This window comes from Streptomyces sp. NPDC088706 (assembly GCF_044752765.1).
Lineage (GTDB): Bacteria > Actinomycetota > Actinomycetes > Streptomycetales > Streptomycetaceae > Streptomyces.
In genome coordinates this window covers 367045-385052 of the sequence record NZ_JBIVLW010000003.1, presented here as the reverse complement: position 1 = coordinate 385052, position 18008 = coordinate 367045, and the positions used below count along the sequence as shown (strand labels likewise).

At 73.5% G+C, this 18008-nt stretch carries 15 protein-coding genes; 8 read left to right on the top strand and 7 right to left on the bottom strand.

Going from position 1 to position 18008, the window contains the following annotated elements; translation table 11 throughout:
* Positions 1–112 precede the first annotated feature (112 nt).
* On the top strand, positions 113–709 hold the full coding sequence (locus ACIQAK_RS11200) for a TetR/AcrR family transcriptional regulator (protein ID WP_366388677.1): 597 nt from the start codon (positions 113–115) through the stop codon (positions 707–709).
* A gap of 45 nt (positions 710–754) precedes the next feature.
* On the opposite strand, the gene ACIQAK_RS11195 is transcribed toward ACIQAK_RS11200, so the two are convergent.
* Complete coding sequence (locus ACIQAK_RS11195) at positions 755–1276, bottom strand: Lrp/AsnC family transcriptional regulator (protein ID WP_366388678.1); 522 nt, start codon at positions 1274–1276, stop codon at positions 755–757.
* 238 nt (positions 1277–1514) lie between these two features.
* On the opposite strand from ACIQAK_RS11195, the gene pdhA reads away from it, so the two are divergent.
* From pdhA to ACIQAK_RS11160, 7 genes are all read left to right on the top strand, one after another.
* Complete coding sequence (pdhA, locus tag ACIQAK_RS11190; RefSeq protein WP_366388679.1) at positions 1515–2672, top strand: pyruvate dehydrogenase (acetyl-transferring) E1 component subunit alpha; 1158 nt, start codon at positions 1515–1517, stop codon at positions 2670–2672.
* Positions 2669–3700 (top strand): alpha-ketoacid dehydrogenase subunit beta, encoded by a 1032-nt coding sequence (locus ACIQAK_RS11185; RefSeq protein WP_366388680.1) that lies wholly within the window; start codon positions 2669–2671, stop codon positions 3698–3700. Before pdhA ends, ACIQAK_RS11185 begins: the two co-directional genes overlap by 4 nt.
* On the top strand, positions 3700–5136 hold the full coding sequence (locus tag ACIQAK_RS11180) for a dihydrolipoamide acetyltransferase family protein (protein ID WP_366388681.1): 1437 nt from the start codon (positions 3700–3702) through the stop codon (positions 5134–5136). Before ACIQAK_RS11185 ends, ACIQAK_RS11180 begins: the two co-directional genes overlap by 1 nt.
* A 110-nt stretch (positions 5137–5246) precedes the next feature.
* A complete protein-coding gene (locus ACIQAK_RS11175) occupies positions 5247–6146 on the top strand; it encodes an NTP transferase domain-containing protein (protein WP_366388682.1) in 900 nt (299 codons plus the stop codon).
* 161 nt (positions 6147–6307) lie between these two features.
* Complete coding sequence (locus ACIQAK_RS11170) at positions 6308–7831, top strand: molybdopterin molybdotransferase MoeA (RefSeq protein WP_366388970.1); 1524 nt, start codon at positions 6308–6310, stop codon at positions 7829–7831.
* On the top strand, positions 7789–8940 hold the full coding sequence (locus ACIQAK_RS11165) for a potassium channel family protein (protein ID WP_366388683.1): 1152 nt from the start codon (positions 7789–7791) through the stop codon (positions 8938–8940). Before ACIQAK_RS11170 ends, ACIQAK_RS11165 begins: the two co-directional genes overlap by 43 nt.
* A gap of 68 nt (positions 8941–9008) precedes the next feature.
* On the top strand, positions 9009–9995 hold the full coding sequence (locus ACIQAK_RS11160) for an NAD(P)H-quinone oxidoreductase (protein ID WP_366388684.1): 987 nt from the start codon (positions 9009–9011) through the stop codon (positions 9993–9995).
* Positions 9996–10072: 77 nt separating this feature from the next.
* Here the strand turns inward: ACIQAK_RS11160 and ACIQAK_RS11155 are convergent, their stop codons facing one another.
* The 6 genes from ACIQAK_RS11155 to ACIQAK_RS11130 all read right to left on the bottom strand — a co-directional run bounded on the left by ACIQAK_RS11155 (position 10073) and on the right by ACIQAK_RS11130 (position 17847).
* Entirely contained in the window at positions 10073–10621 is a 549-nt protein-coding gene (locus ACIQAK_RS11155) for a bacterial proteasome activator family protein (RefSeq protein ID WP_366388685.1), read from the bottom strand.
* A 92-nt stretch (positions 10622–10713) separates the two neighbouring features.
* A complete protein-coding gene (locus ACIQAK_RS11150) occupies positions 10714–13572 on the bottom strand; it encodes an FtsX-like permease family protein (RefSeq protein WP_366388686.1) in 2859 nt (952 codons plus the stop codon).
* On the bottom strand, positions 13569–14357 hold the full coding sequence (locus tag ACIQAK_RS11145; protein WP_366388687.1) for an ABC transporter ATP-binding protein: 789 nt from the start codon (positions 14355–14357) through the stop codon (positions 13569–13571). The genes ACIQAK_RS11150 and ACIQAK_RS11145 overlap by 4 nt, the downstream gene beginning before the upstream one ends.
* Positions 14358–14422: 65 nt before the next feature.
* A complete protein-coding gene (locus ACIQAK_RS11140; protein WP_366388688.1) occupies positions 14423–15046 on the bottom strand; it encodes a PadR family transcriptional regulator in 624 nt (207 codons plus the stop codon).
* Between the two features lie 69 nt (positions 15047–15115).
* Positions 15116–15802, bottom strand: a complete 687-nt coding sequence (locus tag ACIQAK_RS11135) for a hypothetical protein (RefSeq protein ID WP_366388689.1) — start codon at positions 15800–15802, stop codon at positions 15116–15118.
* A gap of 398 nt (positions 15803–16200) precedes the next feature.
* On the bottom strand, positions 16201–17847 hold the full coding sequence (locus ACIQAK_RS11130; RefSeq protein WP_366388690.1) for a protein kinase domain-containing protein: 1647 nt from the start codon (positions 17845–17847) through the stop codon (positions 16201–16203).
* Positions 17848–18008 lie beyond the last annotated feature (161 nt).

The window sequence follows — 18008 nt, the reverse complement described above, 5'->3', positions numbered from 1 at the left end:
TCCTCATCGAGCCGGGCGGGGACGTACGGACGGAGTTAGAGTAACCGAACGATCGGTCGGGACAAGGGGCCCCAGGGAACCTGTGGACAACTCATGGGGGAGGATCGCGGACATGACCACGGCCAAGCGGGACACGTACACCCCGGAGACTCTGCTCACCGTCGCTGTTCGGGTCTTCAACGAGCGCGGTTACGACGGCACCTCCATGGAGCATCTCTCCAGGGCGGCGGGCATCTCCAAGTCCTCCATCTACCACCATGTGGCGGGCAAGGAAGAGCTGCTGCGCCGGGCCGTGAGCCGGGCGCTCGACGGGCTGTTCGCCGTCCTCGACGAGCCGGGGGCGGTGCGCGGGCGCGCGATCGAGCGGGTCGAGTACGTCACGCGCCGGACCGTCGAGGTGCTGATGGCCGAGGTCCCCTACGTCACGCTGCTGTTGCGGGTGCGCGGCAACACCAAGACCGAGCGCTGGGCACTGGAGCGGCGGCGCGAGTTCGACCACCGGGTGGCCGAGCTGCTGAAGGCCGCGGTCGCCGACGGCGATCTCCGGGCCGATGTGGACATACGGCTGGCCACCCGGCTGCTGTTCGGCATGGTCAACTCGCTGGTCGAGTGGTACCGGCCGCAGCCGGGCGGCTTCCCGGGGGAGGAGCAGCTCGCCGACACGGTCGTCCAGCTCGCCTTCGAGGGGATGCGGGCGACCGGCCGCTGAGCCCGCGCGCGCCGGGCGCCCGGCCCGGCCGACGCCGGGGCGCGTTCAGGCCAGTTCCGCCGGGCGGTCCGGGCGGGGACCTAGGTCCGTCTCCTCGAAGACCAGCAGCGTGCGCGTCGACAGCACCTCGGGGATGGACTGGATCCGGGTGAGGACCAGTTCGCGCAGCGCCCGGTTGTCCGGCGTGTGCACCAGCAGCAGGACGTCGAAGTCCCCGCTGACCAGCGCGATGTGCGTGGCACCGGGGAGCGCCTGGAGCTGCTCGCGCACGGTGCGCCAGGAGTTCTGCACGATCTTGAGCGTGATGTACGCAGACGCGCCCTGCCCGGCCCGCTCGTGGTCGACCCGCGCGCCGAAGCCGCGGATCACACCGTCCTCGACCAGCCGGTTGATCCGGGCGTAGGCGTTGGCGCGCGAGACATGGACCCGCTCGGCCACCGACCGTATCGAGGCGCGGCCGTCCGTCTGGAGGATGCGCAGGATGTCGCGGTCGATGGCGTCCAGGGGGCGCGCGGGCGGGACCTGGCCGGGGCCCTCGCCCCGGTCGGCCATTTGTTCAGCTGCCATCTGCCCGCGCCTCCCTGTTGTGGACGACCTGCCTCTATCCCAGGCTGTGGAGAACCGTTTGTCCACAGGCTGAAGGTGCCTGTAGCCAAAATGCGCCCGCGACCGAACAATCGGTTGGTGAGGCGCACCACACCCGTGCCTCGCCGGCTGCGCGACACCTACGCGACATGTCCCGCCACCCCGACATATTTCGACACCCTCGAATTCTCGATCTCCATCGATGCCTGGAGGGCTTCCCATGACGGTCCAAGAGCTGCCCGGCGCGGCCGCCTACCGGCCCACGCCGCCCCCGGCCTGGAAGCCGATCACCGACCCCGCCCCGCTGCTCCCGGACCCGGAGCCCTACCGGGTGCTCGGTACGGACGCGGTCGCCGATGTGGACCCCGAGCTGCTGCTGCGGCTCCACGCCGAGCTGGTCCGCGGGCGCCGGTACAACACGCAGGCCACCGCGCTGACCAAGCAGGGCCGTCTGGCGGTCTACCCGTCGAGCACCGGCCAGGAGGCGTGCGAGATCGCCGCGGCCCTGGTGCTGGAGGACCGGGACTGGCTCTTCCCCAGCTACCGGGACACGCTCGCGGCCGTGGCGCGCGGACTCGACCCGGTCGAGGCGCTGACCCTGCTGCGCGGCGACCGGCACACCGGTTACGACCCGCGTGAGCACCGCATCGCCCCGCTCTGCACCCCGCTCGCCACCCAGCTGCCGCACGCGGTGGGCCTGGCGCACGCCGCTCGGCTCAAGGGCGACGACGTGGTCGCGCTGGCCATGGTCGGCGACGGCGGCACCAGCGAGGGCGACTTCCACGAGGCGCTGAACTTCGCGGCCGTCTGGAAGGCGCCCGTCGTCTTCCTCGTCCAGAACAACGGCTTCGCGATCTCCGTCCCGCTGGCCAAACAGACCGCCGCCCCCTCCCTCGCCCACAAGGCCGTGGGGTACGGGATGCCGGGCCGGCTGGTCGACGGCAACGACGCCGCCGCCGTGCACCAGGTGCTGAGCGAGGCCGTGGCCCGGGCTCGCAGGGGCGAGGGCCCGACGCTGGTCGAGGCCGTCACCTACCGCATGGAGGCCCACACCAACGCCGACGACGCCACCCGCTACCGGGTCGACAGCGAGGTCGAGGCCTGGCGGGCGCACGACCCGCTGCGGCTGCTGGAGCGCGAGCTGACCGGCCGCGGGCTGCTCGACGACGAGGGCATCGAGCGGGCGAAGGAGGCCGCCGAACGCATGGCGGCCGCGCTGCGCGACCGGATGAACGCCGATCCGGTGCTCGCGCCGATGGACCTCTTCACCCACGTGTACGCGCAGCAGACCAGCCAGCTCCAGGAGCAGGCCGCCGCCCTGCGCGCCGAGCTGGACGCCGAGCAGGACCACGAGCACAGCGCGGAGGCAAGACGATGACCACCGCGGCGACGAAGACCGGCGGACGCCCCGCGAAGGCGAAACCCGCCACCATGGCGCAGGCCCTCGGGCGGGCCCTGCGCGACGCGATGGCCGAGGACCCGACCGTGCACGTGCTCGGCGAGGACGTCGGCACCCTGGGCGGGGTCTTCCGGATCACCGACGGGCTGGCGAAGGAGTTCGGCGACGAGCGGTGCACCGACACCCCGCTGGCCGAGGCGGGCATTCTCGGGGCGGCCGTCGGCATGGCGATGTACGGGCTGCGGCCCGTGGTGGAGATGCAGTTCGACGCGTTCGCCTATCCGGCGTTCGAGCAGCTGATGAGCCATGTCGCCAAGATGCGCAACCGCACCGGGGGAGCCATGCCGCTCCCCATCACCGTGCGCGTGCCCTACGGCGGCGGGATCGGCGGGGTGGAGCACCACAGCGACTCCTCCGAGGCGTACTACATGGCCACCCCGGGTCTGCACGTCGTCACGCCGGCCACGGTGGAGGACGCGTACGGGCTGCTGCGCGCCTCCATCGCCTCGGACGACCCGGTGGTCTTCCTGGAGCCCAAGCGGCTCTACTGGTCCAAGGCCGACTGGTCGCCCGAGGCCCCGGCCGCGGTCGAGCCGGTCGGCAGGGCCGTGGTCCGGCGCCCCGGGCGCAGCGCCACGCTGATCACGTACGGGCCCTCCCTTCCGGTCTGCATGGAGGCCGCCGAGGCGGCCGTCGCGGAGGGCTGGGACCTCGAAGTCGTGGACCTGCGCTCCTTGGTGCCGTTCGACGACGAGACGGTCGCGGCCTCGGTGCGGCGCACCGGCCGTGCGGTCGTCGTCCACGAGTCCCCCGGTTTCGGGGGCCCCGGCGGTGAGATCGCGGCCCGGATCACCGAGCGGTGCTTCCACCACCTGGAGGCCCCGGTGCTGCGGGTGGCCGGGTTCGACATCCCTTACCCGCCGCCCATGCTGGAGCGGCACCATCTGCCGGGAGTGGACCGGGTGCTCGACGCGGTGGCGCGGTTGCAGTGGGAGGCGGACAGCTGATGGCCCAGGTCCTCGAATTCAAGCTGCCGGACCTCGGTGAGGGGCTGACCGAGGCGGAGATCGTGCGCTGGCTGGTGGAGGTCGGCGATGTCGTCGCCATCGACCAGCCGGTCGTCGAGGTCGAGACGGCCAAGGCGATGGTGGAGGTGCCCTGCCCCTACGGGGGCGTGGTGACCGCCCGGTTCGGCGAGGAGGGTTCCGAACTCCCGGTCGGCGCTCCGCTGCTGACGGTGGCGGTGGGGGCGGTGGAGGCCGCCTCGCAGGGGGACGACGGATCTGCCGCCGCCGAGCCCTCCGGGTCCGGGAACGTGCTCGTGGGGTACGGGACCGGCGCGCCGGCAGCCAGGCGCCGGCGTATCCGGCCGGAGCGGAACGGCGCCCCGGCAGTTCCCGCGGCCGGCTCCGCCCCCGTGGCCGCCGCGCTTCCCGCGGCCATTCCCGCCCCCGTGGACGCCGCGGCTCCCGCAGCCGGTCCCGCGCCGGTCCCGTCCGGCGAAGTCAACGGTCGGCAGGGGCCCGTGGCCGTGGTCTCGCCACTCGTACGGCGGCTGGCCCGGCAGCACGAGATCGATCTGCGGCGGCTGACGGGATCGGGGCCCGACGGGCTCATCCTGCGTGTCGACGTCGACTCCGCGATCCGGCGGGCCGGGGAGGCCACGGAGGCGGAGCCCCGTACGGCAGCCGAGCCGATCGCGGCGCAGGCTCCCACGGCCCGGGGAGGCACGGCCGCGTCGGTCGCCGAGCGGATTCCGCTGCGCGGGGTGCGTGGAGCGGTGGCCGACAAGCTGTCGCGCAGCCGGAGCGAGATCCCGGACGCCACCTGCTGGGTCGACGCGGACGCCACCGAGCTGATGGCCGCCAGGGCCGCGATGAACGCCGCCTCGGGCCCCTCCGGCGGGCCCAAGGTGTCGGTCCTGGCGCTGCTGGCGCGGATCTGCACGGCGGCGCTGAACCGGTATCCCGAGCTCAACTCCACCGTCGACACGGCCGCGCGGGAGATCGTGCGCCTGCCCGGCGTGCACCTCGGGTTCGCGGCGCAGACGGAGCGGGGCCTCGTCGTCCCGGTCGTCCGGGACGCGCACACCCGCAACGCCGAGTCGGTCGGGGCCGAGATCGCCCGGCTGACCGAGCTGGCGCGGACGGGGAAGCTCAGCCCGGCCCAGCTCACCGGAGGCACGTTCACGCTGAACAACTACGGGGTGTTCGGGGTCGACGGTTCGACGCCGATCATCAACCACCCCGAAGCGGCGATGCTCGGCGTCGGCCGGATCATGCCCAAGCCCTGGGTGCACAACGGTGAGCTGGCCGTACGTCAGGTCGTCCAGCTCTCGCTCACCTTCGACCACCGGGTGTGCGACGGCGGAACGGCCGGGGGCTTCCTCCGGTACGTGGCCGACTGCGTGGAGCAGCCGGCGGTGCTGCTGCGCACCCTGTAGGGCCTCCGGTCGCCCCGCGGAGCCCGGCGTCGGGCGGACGTCCCCTCCGGACCTGGCCTGTGGCCACCCCGGAGGGGACGTCGGACACAGGCGCCGCCCATACTCGACGTATGACCGCCTACGACGTGATCGTGCTGGCCGGCGGGGCCGCCAAGCGGCTCGGCGGCGCCGACAAGCCGGCCGTGCGGGTCGGCGGCCGCGCGCTGCTCGACCGGGTCCTGGCGGCCTGCGACGGCGCGGCGGCCACCGTCGTGGTGGGCGGCCGCAGGCCCACCTCCCGGCCGGTGACCTGGACGCGCGAAGTCCCTGAGGGGGGCGGCCCGTTGGCCGCGCTCGGCGCGGGGGTGCGGCTGACGGCGGCGGAGCGGGTGCTCGTCCTCTCCGCCGACCTTCCGTTCCTGGGGCCGGCCACGGTCGACGCCTTGCTCGCCGCCGCCGGTGAGGACGGCCGGGAGGGCGCGCTCTGCACCGACCCCGACGGCCGCGACCAGCCGCTCGTCGCCGTCTACCGCGCGGAGCCGCTCCGCCGGGAGCTGGCCCTGCTCGCCACCGAGCACGGCGGCCTCGCCGGGCTGCCGCTCAGGCTGTTGACCGGGGAACTGGACCTCGCCCGGGTCGACGCCGGGCCGCATGCCGCGTTCGACTGCGACACTTGGGACGACATCGCCACCGCCCGGGCCCGGATCAGGGAGCATGGGGCCGTGCTGGACGAATGGATCACCTCGGTCAAGAACGAACTGGGAATCGACCTCGACGTCGACACCGATGTCCTGCTCGACCTCGCCCGCGACGCCGCGCACGGGGTCGCGCGGCCCGCCGCCCCGCTCACGACCTTCCTGGTGGGGTACGCGGCCGCCCGGGCGAGCGCCGGCGCCGGGCCGGAGGAAGCCGCGGCGGCGGTCGCCGAAGCCGCCCGCAAGGCCACCGCGCTCGCCCTGCGCTGGGAGGCCGAGGCCGCGGAGGAGGGGAGCGGGGCGGAGGCGAGCGGCGACGGGGCCGGAACGCCATGACGGGCGGCGCCCCGACCGGACGCAACGGCATGGCGGGCGGCGCTCCGACCGGACGCAACGGCATGGCGGGCGGCGCTCCGACCGGACGCAACGGCATGGCGGGCGGCGCTCCGACCGGACGCAACGGCATGGCGGGCGGCGCTCCGACCGGACGCAACGCCATGACGGGCAGCGCCCCGACCGGCCCCGACAGGGCCTTGGCGCGTGCCGCGGCCGAGGAGCTGGCCGTCGAGCAGGCCCTGGCACTGGTCGGCGGCCGTCATCAGGTGCGTCATCCGGTGAACGACCAGGCGAGCGATCACGTGCCGTGTGACCAGGAGCCCGGCGGGCCCACCGACGCGTCGGACGACCCGCGGCCTTCCTCGTACCCGCCCCTCCCCCCGTACGCGACGTCCGGCACCCCCACCCCCGCGCCGCCCACTCCCACGCCGCCCTCCCCCGCGCCCGACCTCCCCTGGGACCGGGCGCGGGTCGTCGCCGCGCGGGCCGGGCGGGGCGGGCCGCGCGCCGTGGTCCGGCTGTCGCTGGACCACGCCCTGGGACAGGTACTGGCCGAGCCGCTCGCCGCGCTCACCGACCTGCCGCCCTTCGACACCTCGGCCATGGACGGCTGGGCCGTCGCCGGACCGGGCCCCTGGACCTTCGAGGAGGGCGCGGGACTGCTGGCCGGCACCGGATCGAGTGCCGGCCCCGCCCCCGCCCTGCCCGACGGCACCGCCGTACGCATCGCCACCGGAGCCCGTACCCCCGCCGACACCACCTCGGTCATCCGCAGCGAGCACGCCCAGGTCGACGAGGCCAGGCGGCTGCTCTCCACCCGGCGGCCCGTCGTCACCGGGCAGGACATCCGCCCCCGGGGCCAGGAGTGCCGCTCGGGCGACCAGCTGGTACCCGCCGGGATGGTGGTCACCCCGGCGGTGCTCGGGCTGGCCGCCGCCGCCGGGTACGACGCCCTGCCCGCCGTCGCCCGGCCCCGGGTCGACGTCCTCGTCCTCGGAGACGAACTCCTCGCCGCGGGCCTCCCGCACGACGGCCTCATCCGCGACGCCTTCGGCCCCATGCTCGGCCCCTGGCTGCGGGCCCTGGGCGCCGAGGTGTCCGGCCCCAGCCGCCTCGGGGACGACGCCGAGGCGCTGCGCGAGGCCCTCGCCTCCTGCGACGCCGATGTGATCGTCACCACCGGCGGGACCGCGGCGGGCCCGGTCGACCATGTGCACCCGGTCCTGGCCGCCCTCGGCGCCGAACTGCTGGTGGACGGCGTCGCCGTCCGCCCCGGCCACCCGATGCTGCTGGCCCGGCTCTCCCCGGACGGGCCGTACCTGGTCGGGCTGCCCGGCAACCCGCTCGCCGCCGTATCGGGGCTCCTGACCATCGCCGAACCGCTGCTCGCGGGGCTCGCGGGCCGCCCGGCCCAGGACGCCTACCGGGCGCTCGTCCACGCCGATGTGCCCGGACATCCGCACGACACCCGCCTCGTCCCCGTGGTCCACCGCGCGGGGCCGGCGGGCGGCCGGGACCACGTGGCGCCCCTGCGGTACAACGGTCCCGCCATGCTGCGCGGGATCGCCGTGGCGGACGGACTGGCCGTCGTACCCCCCGGCGGGGTACGGTCCGGCACCGAGGTGGAGATTATCGATCTCCCATGGGCCCCGGCGACGCCGTGGACGGAAGGGTGTTTCACGTGAAACTTCCCGGCCACGACGCGATGGCCAGGCGCGCCGACGAACATGTCGTGCCGACGCGGGTGATGCTCCCCCGGCGGGTCGTCGACGGTCCGGCCCGGCAGGTCGGCAAGCGGCTGCTGATGGCGCTGCTCGTGCTGGCCGCGACGGTGCTGATCGTCTGGCTCGACCGCGCGGGCTACAACGACAACGCCGACGGCAAGGTCGACCTGCTGGACGCGGTCTACTACGCGACGGTCACCCTGTCCACCACCGGGTACGGCGACATCACCCCGTACAGCGACGGCGCCCGGCTGATCAACGTGGTGCTCGTGACACCGCTGCGCGTGATGTTCCTGATCATCCTGGTCGGCACCACTCTCGAAGTCCTCACGGAACGGACCCGCGAGGACTTCCGGCTGAAGCGTTGGAGATCCAACTTGCGTGACCACACCGTCGTCGTCGGCTTCGGCACCAAGGGCCGTTCGGCGATCCAGACCCTCTGCGCCACCGGTCTGCCGAAGGAGCAGATCGTCATCGTCGATCCGGCCTCCAAGGTGATCGAGGCGGCCAACGCCGAAGGCTTCACCGGCGTGCTCGGTGACGCCACGCGCAGCGATGTGCTGCTGCGGGCCGAGCTCCAGAAGGCACGTCAGATCATCATCGCCACCCAGCGGGACGACACCGCCGTGCTGGTCGCGCTGACCGCGCGTCAGCTGAACCGCGGGGCGAAGATCGTGGCGGCGGTCCGCGAGGAGGAGAACGCGCCGCTGCTGCGGCAGTCCGGTGCCGACGCGGTGATCACCAGCAGTGGCGCCGCCGGACGGCTGCTCGGCCTCTCCGTCCTCAGCCCCAGCGCGGGCACGGTGATGGAGGACCTGATCCAGCAGGGCAGCGGCCTCGACCTCGTCGAACGGCCGGTGATAAAGGCCGAGGTGGGCAAGAGCGTCCGGGAGACCGACGACCTGGTCGTGAGTGTGCTGCGCGGGCACCGGCTGCTCGGTTACGACGATCCGGCGGCCAGCCCGTTGCAGCTGACGGACCGGGTCATCACCATCGTGCGCGCCACGCCGCCGACCGGCTCCGGTCCTTCGGGCCCCTCCCTGCCTCACCTGCCGCACCACCGCCCCTGACCCGGTGAGCCGCGCGGCCGGCCGTGCGAGGAGCGCGTCCGGCCGACGGCGGGAGTAGCCTCGCGGCCATGCATGCGATCACGATCCCCGAACCCGGTGGCCCCGAGGCACTCGTCTGGGCCGAAGTACCCGATCCCGTACCCGGCGACGGCGAGGTCCTCGTCGAGGTCGTCTCCAGCGCCGTCAACCGCGCCGATGTCCTCCAGCGCCAGGGCTTCTACGAGCCGCCGCCCGGCTCGTCCCCCTACCCCGGTCTGGAGTGCGCGGGCCGTATCGCGGCGCTCGGCCCGGGGGTGAGCGGCTGGGCGGTCGGCGACGCGGTGTGCGCGCTGCTGTCGGGTGGCGGTTACGCGGAGAAGGTCGCCGTACCGGCGGGCCAGCTCCTGCCCGTACCGGACGGCGTGGATCTGACGGTGGCGGCCGCGCTGCCCGAGGTGACCGCGACCGTCTGGTCCAACGTCTTCATGGTCGCCCACCTCCGCCCCGGCGAGACGCTGCTGGTCCACGGCGGGTCCAGCGGTATCGGCACGATGGCGATCCAGCTGGCGAAGGCGGTCGGCGCCCGGGTGGCGGTCACAGCGGGCAGCCCGCAGAAGCTCGCCGAGTGCGCCGCGCTCGGCGCCGACATCCTCATCGACTACCGCGAGCAGGACTTCGTGGCGGAGCTGGCGAAGGCGACCGACGGCGCGGGGGCGGACGTCATCCTGGACATCGTCGGCGCCAAGTACCTGGACCGGAACGTGCAGGCGCTCGCCGTCAACGGCCGCCTGGCGATCATCGGCCTCCAGGGCGGCGTGAAGGGCGAGCTGAACCTCGGCGCCCTGCTGACCAAGCGGGCCGCCGTCACCGCGACCTCCCTGCGGGGCCGCCCGCTCGACGAGAAGACCGCCATCATCGCCGCCGTACGCGAGCATGTGTGGCCGCTGATCGCCGACGGGGTGGTCCGGCCCGTCGTCGACCGTACGGTGCCCATGGCGGACGCCGCTCAGGCGCACCGGGTGCTTGAGTCCAGCTCCCACATCGGCAAGGTGCTGCTGGTCACGCCGGGCGCGTGAGCAGGCGGAACGCAGAACGGGGCCCGGCACACCACGGTGTGCCGGGCCCCGCTTCCGTTGTACGCCGTCGGCTGTGGCTACAGGTACGGGCCCGAACGGATCGGTCCGTGCGGGTCCCCGCCGCCTTCCTCGTCCTCATGGGTCATTCCGGGCGGCAGCGCGCGGCGCATCTGCTCCAGCTGGGCTCGGGCCGCCATCTGCTGGGCGAACAGCGCCGTCTGGATGCCGTGGAACAGGCCCTCCAGCCAGCCCACCAGCTGGGCCTGCGCGATCCGCAGCTCGGCCTCGGAGGGCACCGACTCCTCGGTGAACGGCAGGGAGAGCCGCTCCAGCTCCTCCACCAGCTCCGGCGCGAGACCGTCCTCCAGCTCCTTCACGGAGCTGGCGTGGATCTCCTTCAGCCGGACCCGGCTCGCCTCGTCGAGAGGAGCCGCCCTGACCTCCTCCAGAAGCTGCTTGATCATGCTGCCGATGCGCATGACTTTCGCGGGCTGCTCGACCATTTCCGTCACCGGGACCTCGCGCGACTCGTCGTCACTGGCACCGCCGCCGACAGCCATTCCGTCCTGGCCCACGACAAGGACCTGCGGATGCTCCTGCGACCGGTCATTCCTCGGCATTTCCATGCCGCCATTGTCTCGCACACATGCCGTACCCCACGTTGGTGCCCCCGGAAACGGATGATCCACCGTCTCCGGGGGCACCGAAGTGAGCGGCCCTACCCCGCGCGTCGGGCCAGCTTCAGCCGGGAGCTGGTGAGTGCGGCGGCGAGCAGCCCGGCCAGCACCGGGACGACCAGGGCCAGCAGGGTGATGGTCTCCCACGGCATCACGATCGGTGTGTACGCCGACTCCATCGGATCCGACCGCATCTGTGCCAGGGCCTCGCGCAGGTCGGTCAGGCGCAGGGCGACCGCGGGCACGATCCCCGCCGCCGTGCCCAGCAGCACCCCGGTGAGGGCGACGACCAGGCACTGGAACCCGGAGAGCGAGCGCCGCACGCCCGGGGGCGCTCCCACCGCGCTGAGCGTGGTGAGGTCGGCCTCGGCGTCGGCCTTGGAGAGCCCGGTGGTGATGGCGGCCGCGCCCAGGGTGACGACCCCGGCGAAGAGGGCGAGGATCAGCAGGACCGCCTCGTCCTCCCGCTGCTGCTGAGGACTCGCGGTCATCACGTACGCGCGGTTTCCGGCCTGCTCGATCGCCGCGTCGGCCGCCTGCCGCTCGGCGTCGTCCGGCTCACGGCTCAGCGTGTAGACGCTGGCGTGGTCCTCGGCGTGCAGGCCGAGCCCGTCCGCGGTCCGCTGCGGCAGGATCAGCCGGATGCCCGGGGTCGACGCGTAGCGGTCCGGCGCGACGTACACCTTCAGCCGGTCCGTGGTGGTGCGGGCCTTGCCGGGGTGCCGGGCGCGGTTCTTCTTGTCCCGGTCGTTGTAGGTGTGGACGGCCTTGAGGGTGACCTCGCCGTTCTTCGCGTACGCCGGGTTGAGCAGGACGGGTACGCCCGCGGCCAGGGCCTTCGCCGCCGCCGGGTCGTCGAGCTTCACGTACGAGGTGAGCAGCCCGGCGTCACCGACGACGACCTTGCTGTCGTCGGAGCCGAGCGAGACGGAGGTGAACTTCTCGTCCATGCAGGCGGGGGAGTTCATCAGCCGCTTGTGCTCGTCGGCCGAGATCCGCAGGGCGAGCTCCTTGGCGCCCTTGCCCTTCAGGGGACAGGAGTGACCCTTTCCGGTGGGCTTGACGATCTCCATGGACCCGCAGCCGCCCTCCTCCTCGTAGTACACCGAGCAGTCGCTGCCGGCCCAGACCCTCCCGATGTCGGCGCGCCCGCCGCTGACGGGGTAGTTCTGCTCGACGGCGGCCCGTGCGCGGGGCAGGGCGCTCTTCTCGGTGGTGTCGAAGACCATCAGCGCGGCGGTGCCCGCGGTCAGGTCGGGCCGGTGGTCGTACGCCTGCTCGGCGGCGCTGCTGCTGGTGTACGTGGCGATGGCGACGCTGCCCGCGACGGCCGCCATGACGGCGGCGACGGCGGGGGCGGTACGGCCCCGGTTGCGGGCCGCGTCGCGCAGGGCCATGCGGGGCGTCAGCGGCAGCCGGCGGCCGAGGCGGCCGAGGAGACCGACGATGACCGGGATGCAGCCGAGGAGGCCGAGTTCGGCGAGTACGGAACCGCCCGCGACCAGCTTGGTGTTGCCGCTGACGCCTCCGTACACCGCGACGGCGATGCCGCCCGCGAGCACGAGGGAACCGACGACCGGCAGCACACGGGAGCTGCGGCGGGAACCGCGGCGGCCGGTGAGCGACTCCAGCACGGACTGGCGTCCCGCCACGATCGCGGGGGCGAGGGCGGCGAGGACCCCGGTGACCAGGCCGAGTACGGCGATGGCGAGGATCTCCCAGGGCCGGACGGTCAGTTCACCGAAGCGGTTGCCGGTGAAGTCCTCGATCATCGGGCGGAACAGGGCGGTGAGGCCGAACCCGGCCCCGACGCCGACGGCGGCGCCGACCGCGCCGAGCACCGCACCGCCCGCGAGCACCACGGCCCGGACCTGGCTCCGGGTGCCACCGCACGAACCGACCAGGCCCAGCTGCCGGCGCGAACGGCGGGCGCCCACGGCGAACGCCGGTCCGGCCAGCAGCACGATCTCCAGGACGGCCATGGCGGCCACCGTGAGGGCCGCCGCGGTCAGCTCCGCGTCGTTGCTCTCCCAGCTCTCCGTGTGCGCGGCCATGGGCACTTCGGAGTCCGGCGGCGGGTCCAGGACGACCTGGCGGGCTCGGACCACCACGCCCCTGTCGTTGGCGGCGAGCACGTCGGGCCAGGTCACGCCGGTTCCGGGCGGACCCTGGACCAGCCACTTCATGTCGCTCGCCTGGGGCGGCAGGATCTCCTTGTCACCGTCCGCCGTCTTCTGCCACGGGGTGATGACCGCGCCGGGAACGGCGAACAGGGACTCCTTGGCCAGCTCGGCGGGGAGTTCCACCGCACCGGTGAGGGTGTAGGCCTGCTGGGGGCCGCGCACGGTGACGCGGTCGCCGATCGACAGCCCGGACGCCTCGATGAAGGCCTCGGTCGCCGCCACCTCGTTCTCGGCCCGCGGGTAGGCGCCGTCGGTCAGTTCGACCCGGCCGCGCAGCAGCGGGTCCGCGACGGCCAGTTCGGTGATCTCGGTGTCGGTGATGCCGTGGCGGGTCGTCACGGACGCGGGCACGGACTGCTCGGTGAGGTACCGCGAGCCCTTAGGGAAGGTCGCCGGTACGTCGAGGCGTTTCCGCTGGTCCTCGGGAAGGGGGTCCGGGGCGTCCTCGGGCGTCTGCCACAGGGCACCGTCGGGCATCTGCTCCAGCCGGACGGAGCCCATCCCCTGGTCCGAGTAACGGGCGTCGGCCGCCCCCAGCTCCGCCGTCAGCTCCTCCGCCAGGGTGGGCAGGGCGCTGCGGTACGTCACGTCGGCGGCGGTCACCCCGAGGACCGGCAGGGCGATCATGGCGACGACGAGGGCGCTGCGGCCCTTGGCCCGCGCGGCGTCGCGTCTGGCTATGCGGAGGGCGGCGCGCCACCCGGAGAAGGGGCTCACTCGGCGGTCCCGGAAGCGGCGGAGGTGGTCCCGGCGGCTCCCGCGAGCAGCGAGTCGGCCCCGGTGGTCAGCGTCTGGTCGACGATCGAGCCGTCGCGGAGGAAGACGACCCGGTCGGCCCAGGCCGCGTACCGGGGCTCATGGGTCACCATGACCCCCGCCGCTCCCTGGTCGCAGCGGGTGCGCAGCAGGGCGAGGACGGCCTCGCCGGTCTCGGAGTCGAGCGCTCCGGTCGGCTCGTCGGCGAGCACGAGGCGCCGCTCGCCGACCAGGGCGCGGGCGATGGCGACGCGCTGCTGCTGGCCGCCGGACATCTCGTCGGGGAAGCGGTCGGCTATCTCGGTCAGCTTCATCTCGGCCAGAGCGGCGAGGGCTTCCTTGCGGGCCTTGCGTACGGAGACGCCGTCGAGTTCGCGGGGCAGCGCGATGTTCTCGGCGGCCGTCAGGGCGGGGATGAGGTTGTAGTCCTGGAAGACGTATCCGACGCTTCGGCGGCGCAGGGCGGCGACGCCCTTGCGGCCGAGGGAGGCGATGTCCTGGCCCTCGATGATCACGTGACCGCTGGTGGCGTTGTCGAGCCCGCCGGCCAGGGTCAGCAGGGTGGACTTGCCGGAGCCGGAGGGCCCCATCACGGCGACCAGCTCCCCCGGGTACACGGAGAGGCTGATGCCGCGCAGGGCGTGCACCTCGGCGATGCCGGAGCCGTGGGTACGGGTCAGCGCCCGCAGTTCGAGTACGGGGGCGCCTGAGGACGGCGGCGGTGTTTTGGCGGCGGGCGAGGACATGGTGGGTGGTTCCCCCTAGGACGAAACGCGCTGGTCGTGGAGTGCGGAACAGGAGTCGAGCAGGCTCAGCGCCGGGTCTTCGCCCGCCCCGTCAGAGACCGGGCCGGGCTCCGGGTGGCCGCCGGTCCGGGTTCGGTTGAGGGCTCGGTGGCGGCGGCCTCGGCGAGGCGGACGAGCCGCGACTCGCAGTGGTCGAGCCAGCGGGCCTCGGCCTCCGCCTGGAAGATCAGCTGCTCCACCACGAGGAGCCAGGCGACCTCGTCCCGGTCGGCCGGGACGTCGGCCAGGGCCTGCGCCTTGAGCCGGGTGTAGTCCTGCATGGCCTTGAGGGTGTGGTGGCGCTGGGACTGGATGACAGCGCGGATGTCGACACCCGGGGCCCCCACGGCCATGGCGAGCTTGATGGCCAGCTCGTCGCGGGGCGGACTGGTGCGGTCCACCGGGGTCTCGAACCAGTTGCGCAGCTCGGCCCGGCCGTCGCCGGTGATCGCGTAGAGGTCGTGCCCGGCGTCGTCGGCCCCCTCCTTGACGATCATGCCGTCGCGCTCCAGACGGCCGAGCGTCGTGTAGACCTGGCCGACGTTCAGGGGCCAGGTGGAGCCGGTGCGCGACTCGAACTCGGTGCGGAGCTGGGAGCCGTAGCGCGGGCCCCGCTCCAGGAGGGCCAGCAGCCCGTGACGGATCGACATACCGAGTATGTATACCGAGTATGTTGCTCCTGGCAAGTCCCTCCGGCGTACCGCTACGGAGGGCGGCGGTCAGTTCACGCGGCGCAAGCGGAACGCGAGGAAGCCGAGTCCCAGGCCGACCAGGGCGATGCCGGTACCCAGCGACACCTGCCGCACCTGCCGCAGGGCGGCGGCGTCCAGGGCGCGGGCGGCCGGAGTCCCGGGGTCGCGGGACGCCTCGGGCGACGGCGTGACGACCGGCAGGTCGGCGGCGCTCTCCTCGGGCTCGTCCGACGGTTCGGGATCGGCCGGCGGCTCGGCCCGCGCCAGCTCCAGCGGGGTCAGCGAGCGCCCGGGGCGCGCTTTCCCGGCCCCCGCCGCACGCCCGGCCATCGGTGCGGTGGACCCCGACACCTCGACCGAAACGGAACGGCCGGGCGAAGGGGACGCGGAGCCCGCCGGAGCCCCGGCGCCGTCGACGTACGCGGAGTCCGCGGACGGGTCGGAGCCCGGCTCCACGGCCCCGGGACTGAGGGCGCCGGACGGGGCGGGCGGGGCCGAGGGGAGCGCGGAGGGGGGTGCGGCGCCCGACGTGAGGGGCGTGGCGATGGGGCTCGACGCCCCGGAGGGAGCGGCGCTGACGGACGGCCCGCCGGCCGCCGACGACGCGTGGGCGGTATCGCTCCGCGGCTCCCACGGGCCCAGCACCGTACCGGCCGCCACCAGCAGACAGACCGCGCACCTCGACGACCACACGGCCGGAAGTCCTGGAGCCATGAGATCAGCGTCACATGGGCCTTCCCGTCCGGCATCCCGGACGGGCAACAAGGAGATAACCGGCCGTTCCGGGTCGACTACCGATCCGGAACCTCGGTCATTACGGCGTCATCATGATCGAATCAGCCGCACATGATCAGAAACGGACACAGGGCGGGGGGCGAACACCGGGCGGGGAAATCGAAGCCCCGCGCGGTCGAAACAACCCGCGCCGGGGGGACGAATCCGCACCGGTGGGACGAACCCACGCCGGGGGGACGAATCCGCACCGGTGGAACGAACCCGCGCCGGGGGGACGAATCCGCGCCGGGGGGACGAATCCGCGCCGGTGGAACGAACCCGCGCCGGTGGAACGAACCCGCGCCGGTGGGTCCCTCGCCGGGAGGCCTACCGGCCGGTCAAGAAGGCCGGCCCGTGGAGATCTGCAGCTCGAAGTGGGCACCCTGCTCGGGGACCGCCGTCCCCGGCGACGGGAACTGCCCGACGACCTGGCCCTCCGCGTATGTGTTGCCGGGCTCCTCGATCTCCTTGACCGTCCAGCCGGCGGCCGCCGCGCACTCCTTCGCCGAGAAAACGTCCTTGTAGACGAAGCGCGGCGCCTGGACCTTCTGCGGGTCGTTGGAGTCCTCCGGCGCGTCCGTGCACAACGTGCTCTTCATCGTCCGGTTGCGCTCCGGCGGCCGGTAGCCCTCCTCCGTGGAGGTCTCGCTGGTCCCCGGATCGCCGCCCTTGCCCGCGTCGTCGTCCTTCTTCTGGAGGGCGACCGCGGTGATCAGGCCGCCGACGGCGAGCAGCGCGACGACGATCGAGCCGACGATGACCGGCATGTTCCGCCGCGAGCCGCCGCCCGTGGCGCCGGCGGCCGTCCCGTGCTGTGGGCCGAGCGGGTACGGCGGCGGGGTGTGGTGGGCGAGCGGGCCCGGCGCCGCGTAGCCCTGGGCCGCCTGCGGGTAGCCGTAGCCCTGCGCGGGCGTCGGGGCCGGCTGGTTGTACGGGCCCGGCCGGTGCGGCTGCGGGTGCTGCGGATGCGGCTGGTACGGCGTCTGGACGCTCTGCGGGGCCGGGGCGGCCTGGTCGACGGGCGGGAACACCGCCGAGCCGACGCCCGCCCCGCTGTTGGCCGGTCCGCCCCCGGCGACGATCGCCGGCGCGCCGGTCCGGCCCCCGGAGGCGTTCAGCACCCGGGCGATCTCGTCGCGCATCGCGGCGGCGCTAGGGAAACGCTCGTTCGGGTTCTTCTTGAGGGCGCGGGCGACGAGCGCGTCCATCGCCGGGGTGACCGACCGGTTGATGCTGGACGGCGCGACCGGCTCCTCCTGCACATGCGCGTACGCGATGGCGAGCGGCGAGTCCGCGTCGAACGGGATCCGGCCGGTGAGCAGCTGGAAGAGCATGATGCCGACCGAGTACAGGTCGGAGCGGGCGTCGACACCGCGGCCGAGGGCCTGTTCGGGGGAGAGGTACTGCGGGGTGCCGACGACCATGCCGGTCTGCGTCATCGAGGTGACACCGGACTGCATGGCGCGGGCGATGCCGAAGTCCATGACCTTCACGACGCCACGCTTGGTCATCATCACGTTGCCGGGCTTGATGTCGCGGTGGACCAGGCCCATCTCGTGGCTGGTCTCCAGCGCGGCCAGCACGTCCGCCGTCACCTTGAGCGCCTTGTCGGCGGGCATCGCGCCGTGCTGGCGGATGTCGGCGGCCAGCACCGAGCCGAGCGGCTGCCCCTCGACGTACTCCATGACGATGTAGGGCATCAGCGCGCCGCCGAGCTCGTCCTCGCCGGTGTCGAAGACCGAGACGATGTTGGTGTGCTGGAGCTTGGCGACGGCCTGCGCCTCGCGCCGGAACCGCTCGCGGAACGACTGCTCGCGCCCCAGCTCCGTGTGGAGGGTCTTGATCGCGACCTGGCGGTCGAGGGCGGAGTCGTAGGCCAGGTAGACGGAGGCCATCCCGCCTTCGCCGAGCAGGTCGCGCAGCTGGTAGCGACCGCCTGCCACCGCCCCGCCCGCGTAGCGGCCCTGTGCGCCGTCCTGGCTCATGACTTGCATCCCCCTAGGCGGCGCACTCTGCACACGCGATGTTTCTGTAGGACGTGATCGCGTGCGACGCGGTTCCGTTCGACGCGATGCTGTCCGACGTGATCGACGCGCCAAGTCTGCCCGAGGGGTCCGACACGTCAAGCCGGGTGCCCGTTCCGTGA

What these genes read in the sequence shown, in the direction of transcription:
- ACIQAK_RS11200 (WP_366388677.1), top strand. Translation starts at nt 113, where the DNA reads ATGACCACGGCCAAGCGGGACACGTACACCCCGGAGACTCTGCTCACC.
- ACIQAK_RS11195 (WP_366388678.1), bottom strand. Translation starts at nt 1,276, where the DNA reads ATGGCAGCTGAACAAATGGCCGACCGGGGCGAGGGCCCCGGCCAGGTC.
- pdhA (WP_366388679.1), top strand. Translation starts at nt 1,515, where the DNA reads ATGACGGTCCAAGAGCTGCCCGGCGCGGCCGCCTACCGGCCCACGCCG.
- ACIQAK_RS11185 (WP_366388680.1), top strand. Translation starts at nt 2,669, where the DNA reads ATGACCACCGCGGCGACGAAGACCGGCGGACGCCCCGCGAAGGCGAAA.
- ACIQAK_RS11180 (WP_366388681.1), top strand. Translation starts at nt 3,700, where the DNA reads ATGGCCCAGGTCCTCGAATTCAAGCTGCCGGACCTCGGTGAGGGGCTG.
- ACIQAK_RS11175 (WP_366388682.1), top strand. Translation starts at nt 5,247, where the DNA reads ATGACCGCCTACGACGTGATCGTGCTGGCCGGCGGGGCCGCCAAGCGG.
- ACIQAK_RS11170 (WP_366388970.1), top strand. Translation starts at nt 6,308, where the DNA reads ATGACGGGCAGCGCCCCGACCGGCCCCGACAGGGCCTTGGCGCGTGCC.
- ACIQAK_RS11165 (WP_366388683.1), top strand. Translation starts at nt 7,789, where the DNA reads ATGGGCCCCGGCGACGCCGTGGACGGAAGGGTGTTTCACGTGAAACTT.
- ACIQAK_RS11160 (WP_366388684.1), top strand. Translation starts at nt 9,009, where the DNA reads ATGCATGCGATCACGATCCCCGAACCCGGTGGCCCCGAGGCACTCGTC.
- ACIQAK_RS11155 (WP_366388685.1), bottom strand. Translation starts at nt 10,621, where the DNA reads ATGGAAATGCCGAGGAATGACCGGTCGCAGGAGCATCCGCAGGTCCTT.
- ACIQAK_RS11145 (WP_366388687.1), bottom strand. Translation starts at nt 14,357, where the DNA reads ATGTCCTCGCCCGCCGCCAAAACACCGCCGCCGTCCTCAGGCGCCCCC.
- ACIQAK_RS11140 (WP_366388688.1), bottom strand. Translation starts at nt 15,046, where the DNA reads ATGTCGATCCGTCACGGGCTGCTGGCCCTCCTGGAGCGGGGCCCGCGC.
- ACIQAK_RS11135 (WP_366388689.1), bottom strand. Translation starts at nt 15,802, where the DNA reads ATGGCTCCAGGACTTCCGGCCGTGTGGTCGTCGAGGTGCGCGGTCTGT.
- ACIQAK_RS11130 (WP_366388690.1), bottom strand. Translation starts at nt 17,847, where the DNA reads ATGAGCCAGGACGGCGCACAGGGCCGCTACGCGGGCGGGGCGGTGGCA.